Annotated in this window: 15 protein-coding genes, 2 pseudogenes and 1 riboswitch; of the genes and pseudogenes, 10 read left to right on the forward strand and 7 right to left on the reverse strand. The window is 53.3% G+C overall.

Features of this window, described 5'->3' with window-relative positions; genetic code table 11:
• Positions 1 to 6: 6 nt before the first annotated feature.
• Both BTJ39_RS05805 and BTJ39_RS05810 read right to left on the reverse strand, forming a co-directional pair.
• Positions 7 to 1,356, reverse strand: a complete 1,350-nt coding sequence (locus BTJ39_RS05805; protein WP_078001724.1) for an MFS transporter — start codon at positions 1,354 to 1,356, stop codon at positions 7 to 9.
• Positions 1,357 to 1,442: 86 nt separating this feature from the next.
• Positions 1,443 to 2,348: a dihydrodipicolinate synthase family protein gene (locus tag BTJ39_RS05810; RefSeq protein ID WP_078001725.1), complete on the reverse strand. Its 906-nt coding sequence runs from the start codon at positions 2,346 to 2,348 to the stop codon at positions 1,443 to 1,445.
• A 429-nt stretch (positions 2,349 to 2,777) separates the two neighbouring features.
• Here BTJ39_RS05810 and BTJ39_RS05820 point away from each other — a divergent pair, with 429 nt between their 5' ends.
• Positions 2,778 to 3,611: an IclR family transcriptional regulator gene (locus BTJ39_RS05820; RefSeq protein ID WP_078001727.1), complete on the forward strand. Its 834-nt coding sequence runs from the start codon at positions 2,778 to 2,780 to the stop codon at positions 3,609 to 3,611.
• A 106-nt stretch (positions 3,612 to 3,717) separates the two neighbouring features.
• Here the strand turns inward: BTJ39_RS05820 and BTJ39_RS05825 are convergent, their stop codons facing one another.
• Positions 3,718 to 5,169 carry a catalase gene (locus tag BTJ39_RS05825; RefSeq protein WP_078001728.1) on the reverse strand — a complete coding sequence of 484 codons (1,452 nt, stop codon included), beginning with the start codon at positions 5,167 to 5,169 and terminating at the stop codon, positions 3,718 to 3,720.
• Positions 5,170 to 5,357: 188 nt separating this feature from the next.
• On the opposite strand from BTJ39_RS05825, the gene BTJ39_RS05830 reads away from it, so the two are divergent.
• The 8 genes from BTJ39_RS05830 (at position 5,358) to BTJ39_RS05860 (ending at position 9,909) form a co-directional block, all read left to right on the forward strand.
• On the forward strand, positions 5,358 to 5,990 hold the full coding sequence (locus BTJ39_RS05830) for a LysE family translocator (protein WP_078001729.1): 633 nt from the start codon (positions 5,358 to 5,360) through the stop codon (positions 5,988 to 5,990).
• A gap of 27 nt (positions 5,991 to 6,017) precedes the next feature.
• A complete protein-coding gene (locus BTJ39_RS05835) occupies positions 6,018 to 6,884 on the forward strand; it encodes a helix-turn-helix transcriptional regulator (RefSeq protein ID WP_078001730.1) in 867 nt (288 codons plus the stop codon).
• A 43-nt stretch (positions 6,885 to 6,927) separates the two neighbouring features.
• Positions 6,928 to 7,827, forward strand: coding sequence for an SDR family oxidoreductase (locus BTJ39_RS05840; protein ID WP_078001731.1), 900 nt, complete (start codon positions 6,928 to 6,930; stop codon positions 7,825 to 7,827).
• A gap of 346 nt (positions 7,828 to 8,173) precedes the next feature.
• Positions 8,174 to 8,380, forward strand: coding sequence for a hypothetical protein (locus BTJ39_RS25110; protein WP_241825870.1), 207 nt, complete (start codon positions 8,174 to 8,176; stop codon positions 8,378 to 8,380).
• Positions 8,358 to 8,426 (forward strand): biofilm development regulator YmgB/AriR family protein, encoded by a 69-nt coding sequence (locus BTJ39_RS25390; RefSeq protein WP_422386011.1) that lies wholly within the window; start codon positions 8,358 to 8,360, stop codon positions 8,424 to 8,426. The genes BTJ39_RS25110 and BTJ39_RS25390 overlap by 23 nt, the downstream gene beginning before the upstream one ends.
• 70 nt (positions 8,427 to 8,496) lie before the next feature.
• Positions 8,497 to 8,563, forward strand: a riboswitch (Fluoride riboswitch).
• A gap of 84 nt (positions 8,564 to 8,647) precedes the next feature.
• Complete coding sequence (crcB, locus tag BTJ39_RS05850) at positions 8,648 to 9,022, forward strand: fluoride efflux transporter CrcB (protein WP_078001732.1); 375 nt, start codon at positions 8,648 to 8,650, stop codon at positions 9,020 to 9,022.
• Between the two features lie 300 nt (positions 9,023 to 9,322).
• Positions 9,323 to 9,601, forward strand: coding sequence for a type II toxin-antitoxin system RelE/ParE family toxin (locus tag BTJ39_RS05855; protein WP_078001733.1), 279 nt, complete (start codon positions 9,323 to 9,325; stop codon positions 9,599 to 9,601).
• Complete coding sequence (locus tag BTJ39_RS05860; RefSeq protein ID WP_078001734.1) at positions 9,601 to 9,909, forward strand: HigA family addiction module antitoxin; 309 nt, start codon at positions 9,601 to 9,603, stop codon at positions 9,907 to 9,909. Before BTJ39_RS05855 ends, BTJ39_RS05860 begins: the two co-directional genes overlap by 1 nt.
• 215 nt (positions 9,910 to 10,124) lie before the next feature.
• Here the strand turns inward: BTJ39_RS05860 and BTJ39_RS05865 are convergent.
• A pseudogene (locus BTJ39_RS05865) lies at positions 10,125 to 10,295 on the reverse strand (NADP-dependent isocitrate dehydrogenase); the annotation flags it as partial.
• Between the two features lie 552 nt (positions 10,296 to 10,847).
• On the opposite strand from BTJ39_RS05865, the gene BTJ39_RS05875 reads away from it, so the two are divergent.
• Positions 10,848 to 11,387, forward strand: a complete 540-nt coding sequence (locus BTJ39_RS05875) for a hypothetical protein (RefSeq protein ID WP_078001737.1) — start codon at positions 10,848 to 10,850, stop codon at positions 11,385 to 11,387.
• A gap of 207 nt (positions 11,388 to 11,594) precedes the next feature.
• Here the strand turns inward: BTJ39_RS05875 and BTJ39_RS05880 are convergent, their stop codons facing one another.
• From BTJ39_RS05880 to BTJ39_RS25395, 3 genes and pseudogenes are all read right to left on the reverse strand, one after another.
• On the reverse strand, positions 11,595 to 12,173 hold the full coding sequence (locus BTJ39_RS05880) for a tail fiber assembly protein (RefSeq protein WP_078001738.1): 579 nt from the start codon (positions 12,171 to 12,173) through the stop codon (positions 11,595 to 11,597).
• Complete coding sequence (locus BTJ39_RS05885) at positions 12,170 to 13,072, reverse strand: macro domain-containing protein (RefSeq protein WP_078001739.1); 903 nt, start codon at positions 13,070 to 13,072, stop codon at positions 12,170 to 12,172. Before BTJ39_RS05885 ends, BTJ39_RS05880 begins: the two co-directional genes overlap by 4 nt.
• Positions 13,069 to 13,191, reverse strand: a pseudogene (locus tag BTJ39_RS25395) (phage tail protein); the annotation flags it as partial. The pseudogene BTJ39_RS25395 and the gene BTJ39_RS05885, both read right to left, overlap by 4 nt.

The raw sequence follows: 13,191 nt of genomic DNA on the forward strand, positions 1-13,191 counted from the left end.
CACCTCTTATATCGGCAGACGCTGGCGCAGCGCCAGGCCGTACATACAGGCGGATACCAGCGCCAGGATCCCCGCCAACGTCAGCGCCGGAACGAAGCCACCAAAACGATCGACGACAATGCCCGTCACGATCGGCGCGCAGGCCCCTCCGAGAAAGCCGCCAAAATTCTGAATGCTGCCAACCGATGCAACAAAGCGCTTTGTGGTTACGGCTTCTGCGGCCAGCGTCCAGTAATTGCCGGAAGAGAGGCTGTAGGTAAACATGCCCAGCGTTAATAAAACCACGGCCATGCTCGGACTGCCCGCATGGGCAGTGGCGAACATCGCCAGCGCCGTCAGCACCGCCGCGCCGGCAATACAGAGCCGCCGGGCTTTGAAGGGATCGGTACCGCGTATCACCAGCCGGTCGGAAAAACGACCGCCAATTAACACCGCAAGGCCGCCAGCAATATAGGGCAGCGCGGAAAGGATACCGGCTTTACTCAGGGTGAAGCCCTGAGCCTGCTGCAGGTAGGTTGGCAGCCAGCTGATATAAAACCAGAACACATACTGCAGGCAGAAGCCGCCAGTGACCATGAACCACAGAGAAGGATGGCGAAACAGCGCCAGCCATTCGCTGAACGGAATGCGGTTGCCCTGCTTTACTTCCTGCGGCGACTGGTGCTGCTGTCCGGCCGTGATGTAGCGGAGTTCATCACTGTGCAGCCAGGGGTGTTGATGCGGCTCACGATAAAGCACCAGCCAGCCTAACATGGCAATCAGACCGAATATGCCCATGATAATAAACATCAGCGGCCAGCCAAAGGCGGCGATTAACGCGGTTGAAACCGGCGGAGCCAGCGCTAACCCCGCCTGGGTTGCGGCGATATACACGCTGGTCGCCGCTGCTTTTTCGCGCTCCGGGAACCATTTATCGGTAGCTTTTAACGCCGCAGGAAACAGGGGCGCTTCGCTAACGCCCAGCGCAACGCGCAGGCCGATAAATACTTCTACGCTGCGAGCGAAGCCCGTCAGAATGGCGACAATCGACCACAACCCTGCCGCCAGCGCCAGCAGCAGCTTAACGCCAAAGCGGTCAACCGCCCAGCCGGTTGGCAGATTCATGATGGCGTAAGGCCAGACGAAAGCAGAGAGAATAACCCCCATCATGGCGTTGCTAATATGCAGTTCCTGCATGATAAGCGGCGCCGCAACGGAAAGGTTACCGCGGTCGAGATAGTTGGTCACCGCCAGCAGGGTAATAATGCCAACGATCATCCAGCGCAAATTATGTTTTTTTGGCCGCGCCAGATTCAGATGTTCAGAAGAAGGTGTTGGTTCAGATGCCAGGGACGAGGGGTAAGATTTACTTTGCATAACGCCTCCTGTGCGCCAGGGGGATCGTTGGGCGCTGTTATGTTTTTATTGCCCTGCGCCAGCTGGCGCAGGGGAGTATCGGAGGCTCAGGACATCAGATGATCAAAGGCCGCCTTGATCGCTTTTTTCTGGGCATCGCTCACTGCCGGCATTGGCGCGCGCGGCTGATATAAAGTGACGCCCTGCAAATGCTGCAGATACTTCACGCAGGCTGGCAAATTGTCATGGCAAAGTACGTTCCACAGCGCGTTCAGACGGAAATGAATCGCGCGCGCCTGCTCATGTTCACCGCGCTCAACCAGGCCATACAGTTTGGCGATGACGCCGGGTACGGCGCTGGCTAACGCGGAGATCGCGCCGGTGCAGCCAAGGGCGAAGCCGGGATAGAGTAAGGCATCAATTCCGCTGTAAATCAGCTTATCTTTCGGGCTATCGAGCAGCAGATCTGAAAGGGATTTAAGGTCGCCTGAGCTCTGTTTCATGCCGACCACGCCGGGCACCTCATCCATAATGCGGATCATCAGCTGCGGGCTAAGGTAGTTCCAGGGGATAACGTTATAAATCAGGATCGGAATGCCAGTGGCGTCATAAATTTCGCGAAAATGTCGAATAGTGGCTTCTTCATCCGGCTTAAACAGATAGTGGACCGGCGTAACCTGCAGCGCATCGATTTTTATCCCTTCCAGCATTTTTACCCGACTGATGGCCTGGCGGGTGCTGTTTACAATTAAACCGGCAATAAAAGGCAAGCGATGATTATTCGCTTCTGCCGCTTCAGTCATGGCCTGACGAAACTCGCCGTCTGACAACGTATGCCCTTCACCGGTGCTGCCGCCGACCACCAGCGCGCTGGCGCCGGCATCAATAATAAAGTCGATCTGTTCTCTCAGCCCGCCTTTAACCAGCTCGCCACTGGCGTCGAAAGGCATGGCTATCGGCGGCAGAACGCCACGCAGTTTTTTTCTTAGCTCATCGGATAGGATCTGACTCATCATCTCACTCCAGACTGGTGAAAGTTATCGAACGGGCACCGGTTACGCCCTCGTCTATTAATCTATGCGAGATAAGATAAACACTTTCAACCATAAATCCCTTAATGTGGAACTAAGATCACAATAACAAATCACTAACCCATATTATGAAAAAACAGCCAGAAGAAACGAAAAATAATAAAAAACAAGCTATTAAAACAAAACCAGCGAACAGAATTAGCACCAACGGCGTCACGTTGATTAAAATAAACATGGATTAAAGTGAAAAAATTAATCAGCATTATCCCACATTGTGGTTTTATATTTGAGAAATCGACGGTTTTGCCAATATTTATCACCTTGCCGCAAGCTTTGCTAAGCACCCATGCTAGACTGCGCCTGTTCACCCAGGTGGAAAGCAATCAGGCGCGTTATTAAGCAGGGAGTTCCATGAACAAACGTGAAGCGGTTAACGGAGCACAGGCATCAATTAAAAGCCTGACCAAAGTGTTGCAGGTACTGGAATGTTTTTCTCGTCGGGACGCTAATCTGACGCCAGCAGAGATTGCCACACGCACCGGCCTGCCGCGTGCAACCACCCACCGGTTGGTTTCATCATTACGTGACATTGGTTTACTTGAGCAGAATGGCAAGCGGGATACTTATAAGCTGGGAATGAAATTATTCCAGCTCGGCAACCTGGTGTTGCATAATCTGGATCTGGATAGCCATGCCCGCCCCTGGACTGCGCAGTTGCAGTTGATCACCGGTGAGAATACGCACCTCTGTATTTTTGACGGCGCGCAGATGGCTTACGTAGAGCGCCAGACGATGAATACCAGCGGCAATACCATGATAACCCGAATTGAAGCGGCGCCGGTCTACTGCACCAGCGTCGGCAAAGCGTTCCTGGCATGGCAGAGCGAGGCGCTGATTAACAAAATCATCGCCGACACGCTGCCCGCGCGCACGCCATTTACCCTCACCGAGGGTGACGCACTGAAGGCCGACTTAGCGCTGAGCCGCCAGCGCGGATATTCACTCGATCTGCAGGAAAATGAGCTGGATATCCACTGCGTCGGCGCGCCGATCTTTGGGGCTAACGGCCAGGTTTTTGCTGCCATCAGCGTTTCCGGCCCCGCCGAACGCCTGCCCCTGGCCCGGCTTGAGGGACTCTCGCTGCTGGTGATCGATACCGCGCAAAAAATTTCGCATGAGCTGGGCTGGACGCCCGATAAAACGCCTGCCGGGCGCCAGACCGGCGAGTTCCCCCTTATCCGCTAAGCCAAGTCAGGGTCCGGGGGCGCTCAGAGGCGTGACGCTGGCCGCCAGCGGCGCGGCAGACTCAGCGTCAAACCAGGTACAGCATGGTCATAAGAGATGTTGAGTATCAGACAATATTAATGCCTAAACCCCGGGCAATAGCATTGCCGTAATCTTCATCTGCCTTAAGAAAATGAGCAATCTGCCGCTGCTGCACGTCACGACTGACCGATGACATAGCCCGAATGATATTGTCGGTCAGGATCTTTTTCTGCCCGGCGTTCATCAGCCGGTAGAGATCGCCGGCCTGGCTGTAATAATCCTCATCTTCCCGGTGATCGTAACGATCGGCCGCACCGCTAAAATTCAGCGGCGGCTCGCGAAAAGCGGCGTTCTGCTTCGGCTCGGCGCCATAGCTGTTGGGCTCATAATTTGCGCCGCCGCCGCCGTTACCGTCAAAGCGCATCGCACCATCGCGCTGATAATTGTGGTAAGGACAGGCGGGCGCATTGACCGGCAGCTGCTGGTAGTTTGTGCCAACGCGATAGCGCTGCGCATCCGCGTAGGCAAAAACCCGTCCCTGGAGCATTTTATCCGGCGACAGACCGATGCCGGGCACCACGTTGCTGGGGGCAAAGGCGGCCTGTTCAACATCGGCAAAGTAATTAGCCGGGTTGCGGTTAAGCTCAAGAATGCCGACTTCCTGCAGCGGATAGGTTTTTTGCGACCAGGTTTTCGTCACGTCGAACGGATTCTCATCACGGCTGGCAGCCTCTGCTTCCGTCATCACCTGAATACAAACCCGCCAGCGCGGGAAATCACCGCGCTCAATGGCCTGGTACAGATCGCGCTGCGCATAATCCGGATCGCTGCCGGCCAGCTCACTGGCCGCCTCTACGCTAAGATTACGTATCCCTTGCTGCGTCTTGAAATGCCACTTAACGAACACCCGCTCGCCTTGCGCATTGATCAGACTATAGGTATGACTGCCGAAGCCATGCATATGGCGATAGCCGTCGGGAATACCGCGATCGGAGAATAAGATAGTGACCTGATGTAAAGCTTCCGGCGAGAGTGACCAGAAATCCCAGGTCATCTGCGGCGACTTCATGTTAGTGGCCGGATCGCGCTTTTGCGTATGAATAAAATCGGGAAACTTCAGCGGATCGCGAATGAAAAAGACCGGCGTATTGTTACCGACCAGATCCCAGTTGCCCTCACAGGTATAAAACTTCACGGCGAAGCCGCGCGGGTCACGCTCGGTGTCCGCCGATCCTCTCTCGCCGCCGACGGTGGAAAAGCGTAAAAAAACCGGCGTCTCTTTACCAATATCAGAAAACAGCGCGGCCCTTGAGAGAGCGGTAATATCCTGCGTTACCCGAAAGGTGCCGAAAGCACCGGAGCCTTTGGCATGTACGCGACGCTCCGGGATCACTTCCCGATTAAAATGCGCCAGCTTTTCAACTAAATGGAAATCATCCAGCATCAGCGGACCACGTGGACCGGCAGAACGTGAATTTTGATTATCAGCAACCGGGATACCGCTGGCGGTTGTTAAAGTCTTCCTTTCATTGCTCATTGTGAGTCTCCACCGTAAGTGTTAACAACTGGTTTTCACTGTAAAGAGGAAAAGGTCGTAGCGATAATTCATTACAACGATTATGTTGATAGCTGGATTTACAACGCGACGACCACCGTACTTATTCAGACGCGGCGTTTATTGAGTTACATCAAACGGATGCCGGCCTTGCTCATAAAGGAGTCAACATGCCCGATCTAAGCCATTACCTGGCGTTCGCTCTGGTAGCGCTGGGGCTGGTACTGACCCCCGGCCCCAATATGATCTATTTGATTTCACGTTCGCTCTGTCAGGGAGCGCGAGCAGGAATGCTGTCCTTATGCGGCGTGGCGCTGGGCTTTGTGTTTTACATGCTGTGCGCAGCCCTTGGGATCAGCGCGCTGTTAATGGCGGTTCCGTTTGCCTATGACGCCATACGTCTTGCCGGCGTAGGCTATTTGCTATGGCTGGCCTGGCAGACGCTAAAACCCGGTGGCCGTTCACCGTTTCAACTGCGAGAACTGCGTCCGGACGGGCCGCGCAAGCTATTTTTGATGGGGCTATTTACCAGCCTGTTTAACCCCAAGGTAGCGGTGCTTTATCTGTCGCTGCTGCCGCAGTTTATCAGCCCGCAGCACGGCCATTTGTTTCAACAGTTTTTGCTATTAGGCGCAACGCAGTGCGTCATTAGCGTGCTGGTTAACGGCTGCATTGTATTCATGGCCGGCGTTATCGCCCGCTTTCTGTTAAAACGCCCGCTATGGATGTCGCTACAGCGTTATCTGATGGGAACCGTACTGATTGGCATGGCGGTAAAAGTGGCGGGCGATATGCGCCGATAGCCGGCGGAGACCTGACAGGATGAATCAATGAGTGAAGAGAACAGTAATCAGCTGGGACGCTATCTGAAAGACAGACGGGCGCGCCTGGATCCCGCTACGCTCGGCTTTCCGCCAGGCCGCAGACGCACGCCCGGCCTGCGCCGTGAAGAAGTCGCTCTGTTGGCTAATGTCAGCGCAACCTGGTACACCTGGCTGGAACAGGGTCGCGGCGGTGCGCCATCAGCCGAAGTGCTGGAAAGGCTGGCGCGGGCGCTGGCATTGAATAATATTGAGCGTGAACATCTGTTTCTTCTGGCACAGAACCGCCTGCCGCAAATCCGCCACGCGCAAACCCAGGCGATCTCACCGCGGCTACAGCGCATTCTGGATGCGCTGACCTTCTGTCCGGCGCTGGTGAAAAACGCGACCTGGGATATCGTTGGCTGGAACCAGGCCGCGTCGGTGGTGCTGGCAAATTACGAGAGTATGGCGCCACGCGATCGCAACCTGCTGCGGATGATGTTCACCGATCCGGAGAAGAAAGCCAGGGTGCCCCACTGGCCGCAAATTGTACGCTTTCTGGTCGCCACGCTGCGTCGCGATACGGCACGTAACGGCATTGATGCTCAGCCGTTGGTGGATGAGCTAAGCGCCGTCAGCGAGGAGTTTCGCCAGCTGTGGCACCAGCATGACGTTGAAAGTTTTGGCGAAGGCACGAAAGAGATTTGGCATGCGCAGTGCGGGCCGCTGAAGCTGGAATATGCCACTTTTGCCATCGACCGTCAGCCCGATCTGGGCTTGATGATTTATCAACCGGCAGGCGATGAAGATTTGAAGAAGATTCAACAGCTTCTCGCCAGAGCGCAGGCGGTGACTGCCGAAACTGCCTTGCTCTCACTACGGAAAAAAACGTGATCCTCGTCTACAATTAGCCTTCACTTAGCGCAAGGAGAAAACGATGACAGAGCAGCGTAATTCAGCCTACAAAGCACTGACTCCGGAATATCCGGCTCCGCCCTTCCCTGAACAACCCCAGACCGCGCCCGGGCTTGCCAGTAAAATGGTGCCTCGCCCCGATCACGGTGAGCAAAGTTACCGGGGTACAGGCAGGCTACAGGGGCGCAAAGCGCTGATTACCGGCGGTGATTCCGGCATTGGCCGCGCAGTCGCTATCGCCTATGCCCGTGAAGGCGCCGACGTGGCCATCAGCTATCTGCCTGAAGAGGAATCCGATGCAGCGGAAGTGATCGCACTGATTAAAGCTGAGGGCCGTAAAGCGGTAGCACTGCCGGGCGATATTCGCAGTGAGGCATTCTGTCGCCAGATGGTACAAAGCGCGGCAGAACAGTTACAGGGGCTGGATATCCTGATTAACAACGCCGGCAGGCAACAATTTAACCAATCGATTCGAACCCTTTCCACTGAAGATTTCGATGCCACCTTCAAAACCAACGTCTACGCGATGTTCTGGATAACCAAAGCCGCGCTGGATTACCTGCCGCGCGGGGCGGCAATCATCAATACCAGCTCGGTGCAGGCCTTTAGCCCCAGCGAGATACTGCTGGACTATGCTCAGACCAAAGCCTGCATTGTCACCTTCACTAAAACGCTGGCCCAACAGTTGGGTAAAGAGGGAATTCGGGTCAATGCCGTTGCGCCGGGTCCCTACTGGACACCGCTGCAGTCCAGCGGCGGGCAGCCAATGGAGAAAGTGGCGCAGTTTGGCGCCTCAACGCCCCTCGGCAGGCCGGGTCAACCAGTGGAAATTGCCCCACTTTACGTCACGCTTGCCTCCCCTGAAAGCAGCTATTCCTCCGGCCAGGTATGGTGCTCAGACGGCGGCACCGGCACCCTGTAATTAATCATTTTTGCTGTCTGCAACAAGCCAGCCCCGCGGCTGGCTTGTTGCGTTTTAAGCGGTTGTCACATCAGACCAGCGGAGTTGAACACGCCATGATTAGCGACGGGTGCAGGAAAAGCACTAAATGCTCAAAAATTAATTGTACACATTTATATTTATTGTATAAGTTTAAACGGTTTTTAAACGTCTATACTGATAGACAAGCAATGCAGCCTGCGATGGAGGGCGGTAACACTAAGCTTTCGTCGGTGCTGAATATTGTACAACTATTTTAAAAACTGTTGCAGAGTGATTTTTTATGACTCGGCACTTTTCCGGCAAGATTATTATTTGAGGCTACATAATGACCGATATTTCCGTAACTGCCGCGCCGCACTCTGACCGGATTGCAGAGTTTTTTAAAGACAGCGCCGAAGTGCTGCAAAGTGAATCTGAAGTCATAAGTCATATTCTGGCTGAACTGTCCGCTCAGAAAAGCTTCGTGAGCAAGCGCCCTGCTGGTACGTCTGGAGATAGAGCAGGAGCCGGTGAATCAGGACATTCTGCGTAAAGCGCTGGAAGTAGTGGTACAAAAAACACCTGATGACGCGGTGTGATATCCATTATCAACGCAGCCCAAACTGCGGGCAGTGCAGATTGATTCTTTAGGCGATGCAAGCTATATTGCCCACCACGGGTGATGGCGTTCCACCTGCCCCAACCGCCCTTCTGGGCTGATGACGCCTGGCAAACTAACCCTTAACGTTTAGGGGAGCCAGGCGTTGCTGTTTTCCTGCGTACTGGCCTTTCCCCACGCTGCTACAGAGAGGTCATTCAGATGAAGTCGTTACTGGCGGTCATTGTTGGCGGTGCCATTGGGTGCGTCATTCGCTGGCTACTGGCGGTAAAGCTTAACCCAACTTTCCCTTCTTTACCCCCCGGCACGCTGCTGGTTAATCTGCTGGGCGGCTTTATCATCGGCGGTGCGATGGCCTGGTTTATGAAAAACCCACATCTTGATCCGGCATGGAAGCTGCTGATTACGACCGGCCTTTGCGGTGGAATGACCACATTCTCCACCTTTTCCGCTGAAGTGGTCAGCTCCCTCCAGGCGGGTAACGTTCTCTGGGCCTTCACCTCGATTTTCGTCCATGTCACCGGCTCGCTGATCATGACAGCGCTGGGGTATATGTTAATCAACGCGCTGGGATAATGAACTCACCGTGTTGAGCGGCTAATCCTTCAGCATTATCCATAATAATCTGGCGCAAAAGCATGGGTTTTGATAACTAAAATTGATAAATATTGTTTAAAAGAACAGCGTGCAGCCTCACAAGAGGCGTGCTCAATAACCACATTGAATGATTAAGGTTCACGGTTTTGGCAGCGATCGCGGCTTCCCGGCTGGCTCTGTACACAACTGCCCAAAACGCCCCAAGGAAATTGAGCGAAAAATGTTGCACAACACGCAACAGATGGTCATAATTACCCTATAGCATACAGGGACCAGTTGATGATCAAGTCGTTTAAACACAAGGGATTGAAGCAATACTTTGAAACCGGTTCAACCGCAGGCATTATGCCGCAACACGCCAAAAAACTTAAAGTGCAATTGGCATTTTTGAACCAGGCAGATAAAGCCAGCGATCTGGATCTTCCCGGCTACAGATTGCACGCACTCAAGGGCGACCGTAATGAAATATGGTCAATTACTGTTAATGGCAACTGGCGCATGACGTTTAAATTTCAGGATGGCGATGCCTACATCGTTAATTATGAGGATTACCATTGATGAAAATGTTTAACCCGCCCCACCCCGGAGCCGCTATTGCTGACGCTATGGAAGAATTACGCGTTGGTATCAGGGAAATGGCGCGGGCACTGGATGTCGCACCGTCCACGCTGCAAAGGCTGGTGTCGGAGCAAACATCTGTATCGCCAGAAATGGCCGTGCGGCTGTCTAACGTAATTGGCAGCTCTCCAGAGGTATGGATGCGATTACAGGATGCCTACAGCCTGCATAAGGCCGAGCAGTCTGTAGATATTTCGCGCCTGACGCAGCTATATAAACCATCCGAACATGATGCCACTGCCTGTTGACATCGAAACAGGGCATGGCCAGATAAGCCGCCCAGCGCTTTGTCTGATAAGGATTCAGGGCGGGTGCTGGAGAAAATGCGGAAAAGACTGGATAGTGGTTAGCGTCTGAATCGTACTTTTTATGTACAGTTTAGGGAGGTTTTGGGGAAAGGGCTGACAAAAAAAAGCCAGCATAAATTTTGCATCTATGCTGGCTATATAGTGTCGATACCGTATTACATATTCTTAATGATCGCGTCGCCAAACTCTGAACATTTCAGCAGCTTAGCGCCGTCCAGCAGACGCTCAAAGTCGTAGGTCACGGTTTTGGCAGCGATCGCGCCTTCCATGCCTTTAACAATCAGGTCAGCCGCTTCGAACCATTCCAGATGACGCAGCAGTAGTTCCATGTAAAAATCATTATTCTTTGATAAAATTAATAAAAAATATGATTTGAAGGTTTAAATGAGTGATTTCACACTCTCGATAACTTATTGATTTTGCGCTACACTTCCTGAGTTTTGATAACTGTTTTTTCACCTTCTTGCTGTTAAATGGCCGAGGACTCAACTCCCGCCAGCCCACCACTTTTTGACAGGGCTGCAACCCGACCCAGATAATAAAACAGCCAGTTAAGGTGAGCCGGGAGAAACCCACATCCTGCATAAAATACGTCCGTTCTCAGGACGGATGGAATTTGCAGTGAATGCGCAGTAATCTGAAGCGGGAGCTTTACGAGGAAACGCTACCCCCTGAGGCCGCACCGGATGCCATCGGATTGATGCTCATGGCTGCTTCTTCGGCCAGGCCGGACGACATATTCAGCTAAAGGGTCATGTATTCATTACAAGCTCAACAGCCAACTATTTGCAGGAACTACCGTTTTTTGATATTTCTGCTTACTTTTAGTTTGTATAAATTTCATGAAATTATACGGAAAAAACATAAAAGAGAGAGCTATGCAGATAGAAAATTTAAAGCGGGATATGTTCCCGAATGCAGTCGATAATATCCGGGCGTCATCCCCTTCGAGTGATATTTTAAAAACTATCACTTCGGTTCGTAATGTCCCAGGATTTCTTTCTAACGGTATAAAGTCAGAAGATATTAACTGCCCCGTTAAAGTCATTGACCGATTCATGTTGAAAGGCGGAGCTGGATGGTCAGGGAACTCTGAAAATCCAGATCATATAATAGCACGATGCAGACTCAACTCAGGAATTGATAGAAATCAAAGAGATATTGACAATTTAGAAAGGATGGTGTCAAGAGCACAGAGAGATTTAGCTCAGCTGGAGCGGGCATGCAATAACGATCGTAACCAATTGAGAAATATGGCTGAAGGCAGCGCGGATTATAATCAGATGCAGCGGTCGATTGAGGAGGCGGAGCGGGACATGAGGCGCTTGCAAGCTGACATCGACAGTGTAAACGGTGAAATAAGAGTACTGCAAAATGAGAACAGGGATATGCAAAACCAACTCAATGCGTTAGGGTAATCGCCGGAGCGCTGAAAGCGTGAGAGCGCCCGACGAAGCGGGTAAATTGATACTGCGAGTTTTTTTGCCCTCTCATCGTCAATTCCATCTGCGCATGACTTTCCCTGTGGATATGAAGAAGCCCCGGCTGCTTGCAACAGTCCGGGGCTTTCGCTTTTTAATGTGCAAAAAAAACCAGCTCAGCGCTGGCGTTTGTTTGCGGTTGTTTTATGCAGGCACCGGCGGCCAGCTGATGTCGGGCGCATCCGCCGGATTAACGCGGCTCAGCAGCACCCGGTACTTCTTCCAGGCTGCCAGCTGATTTTTTTCATCGTCCGTCGCCATATTCAGCTCCGCCGCATCCTGAAGCGGGGCGATGTTGTCATTCGCTGCCTGCATAAACCGGCTTTTCTGGTTTTCTGCATCACGCAGCTGTGCCGCTTTTTCGGCCTCATAATCCTTCACCCACTTCTTGCCGTCCCACTTCTGATACCGACCGTCGGGCGCAACTGAAGTCGTGTTGTCGGGCAGAGGTCCCGGACCGGTAACATAAATCTCTCTCCCCGTTCCGGTATCAAAAATCACCCTGCCCCGGTGGTCCTCTGCCAGTGACCATGCGGCCTTATCCGGGTCAAATACGGCCACATGAGCGGCAGGGATATCAGGTGGTGCAATGTCCGTGCAGTTTGCCGGCAGTCCGGTATGGGGCGGGATATAAGCATCGCCTGCACCAATAAACTCCAGGGTATCTGCACGCAGGTTATAAACGGTGATGGTCTGTGCGTCTTCGCTCATTTTAAAGGTCATTTTTTTACTCCGTGGTGATGTGCGATGGTACTGATGAAATCGCGATGATCATGGCAACCCGGTAATGATGGCAGGATGCTGTGAGTGTGAGCGCCGGTATGGATGTAATGGTTATGCCTGCCACATCTGCATTCTGGCGATTTGATGCTGTGAGTGTATTCACCGGAATGATGCCCGCGTCCGGAGTCTGATGTCGCACCATAAGTGCCAGCGGCCATGCTGCCCCAGCCGCAACCGCAGTCACAACCCCGGCCCCGCAGGGGCCACATGTCCGGGTGCCAGTCTGTTGCTGCAGTGCATCCGAAGGCCTTAACCACCGCCTGATGACGCTGTGTCGCATACTGCCAGCTGATGCCCTGTGCCGGTGAGATGAAGTTCAGCCAGGCCAGCTTCATCTGTGCGGCAACGCTTATCGGTGGCACCCGCCCGCATCCTGCGCCCATCGCCGGAAACACCACCGTCCGAATCCTCTGGTCGTCGCTGGCATTCAGGTTATGGTGATGGATGGCCAGCAGCGCCGCGCGGGTGGCGCTGTACACCGTATCAGTGCCGTCGATAGTCTGTGGCACTCGCATGGTCGGGGCATGCACCAGCCAGGGATGATTACTGTTCCCGCTTTCAATGACAAATGCAGTGCCCACCGGCTGCTCACCCAGATACTCCCTGATAATATGCTGCTGAACCCTGGCCTGTAACTGGGTGCCGAAAAACGCCGTAATGGCCGCATCCACGCCGCCGTCCATAAGCCCGAAGCTGTTGGCGGCGCTGACCATGCAGTCAAACGCCCCCAGTGTTTCAAACGGACCGTGATGCACGGTGACGTCCGGTATAGCGGAAAACGCGCTGTCGAAGGCCCGGGCCATCGCCGGAACCGGCGCGGAAAGAATCAGCTTAATCATGCAAGCCTCACAATGTAGTTAAACGCAATATTTTTAACGGTGTTTTCCGCATTGCCTGTCGCGTCAATGGTGGCGCTGTGACCGTGCGCGCCCATATCGATATAATGGTTATGCGCACC

The sequence above is a fragment of the Izhakiella australiensis genome, assembly GCF_002006995.1.
GTDB classification, from domain to species: Bacteria; Pseudomonadota; Gammaproteobacteria; order Enterobacterales; family Enterobacteriaceae; genus Izhakiella; species Izhakiella australiensis.

Excerpts from the sequence above, each read along its gene's own strand:
- BTJ39_RS05805 (WP_078001724.1), bottom strand. The coding sequence starts at position 1,356 with ATGCAAAGTAAATCTTACCCCTCGTCCCTGGCATCTGAACCAACACCT.
- BTJ39_RS05810 (WP_078001725.1), bottom strand. The coding sequence starts at position 2,348 with ATGAGTCAGATCCTATCCGATGAGCTAAGAAAAAAACTGCGTGGCGTT.
- BTJ39_RS05820 (WP_078001727.1), top strand. The coding sequence starts at position 2,778 with ATGAACAAACGTGAAGCGGTTAACGGAGCACAGGCATCAATTAAAAGC.
- BTJ39_RS05825 (WP_078001728.1), bottom strand. The coding sequence starts at position 5,169 with ATGAGCAATGAAAGGAAGACTTTAACAACCGCCAGCGGTATCCCGGTT.
- BTJ39_RS05830 (WP_078001729.1), top strand. The coding sequence starts at position 5,358 with ATGCCCGATCTAAGCCATTACCTGGCGTTCGCTCTGGTAGCGCTGGGG.
- BTJ39_RS05835 (WP_078001730.1), top strand. The coding sequence starts at position 6,018 with ATGAGTGAAGAGAACAGTAATCAGCTGGGACGCTATCTGAAAGACAGA.
- BTJ39_RS05840 (WP_078001731.1), top strand. The coding sequence starts at position 6,928 with ATGACAGAGCAGCGTAATTCAGCCTACAAAGCACTGACTCCGGAATAT.
- BTJ39_RS25110 (WP_241825870.1), top strand. The coding sequence starts at position 8,174 with ATGACCGATATTTCCGTAACTGCCGCGCCGCACTCTGACCGGATTGCA.
- crcB (WP_078001732.1), top strand. The coding sequence starts at position 8,648 with ATGAAGTCGTTACTGGCGGTCATTGTTGGCGGTGCCATTGGGTGCGTC.
- BTJ39_RS05855 (WP_078001733.1), top strand. The coding sequence starts at position 9,323 with ATGATCAAGTCGTTTAAACACAAGGGATTGAAGCAATACTTTGAAACC.
- BTJ39_RS05860 (WP_078001734.1), top strand. The coding sequence starts at position 9,601 with ATGAAAATGTTTAACCCGCCCCACCCCGGAGCCGCTATTGCTGACGCT.
- BTJ39_RS05875 (WP_078001737.1), top strand. The coding sequence starts at position 10,848 with ATGCAGATAGAAAATTTAAAGCGGGATATGTTCCCGAATGCAGTCGAT.
- BTJ39_RS05880 (WP_078001738.1), bottom strand. The coding sequence starts at position 12,173 with ATGACCTTTAAAATGAGCGAAGACGCACAGACCATCACCGTTTATAAC.
- BTJ39_RS05885 (WP_078001739.1), bottom strand. The coding sequence starts at position 13,072 with ATGATTAAGCTGATTCTTTCCGCGCCGGTTCCGGCGATGGCCCGGGCC.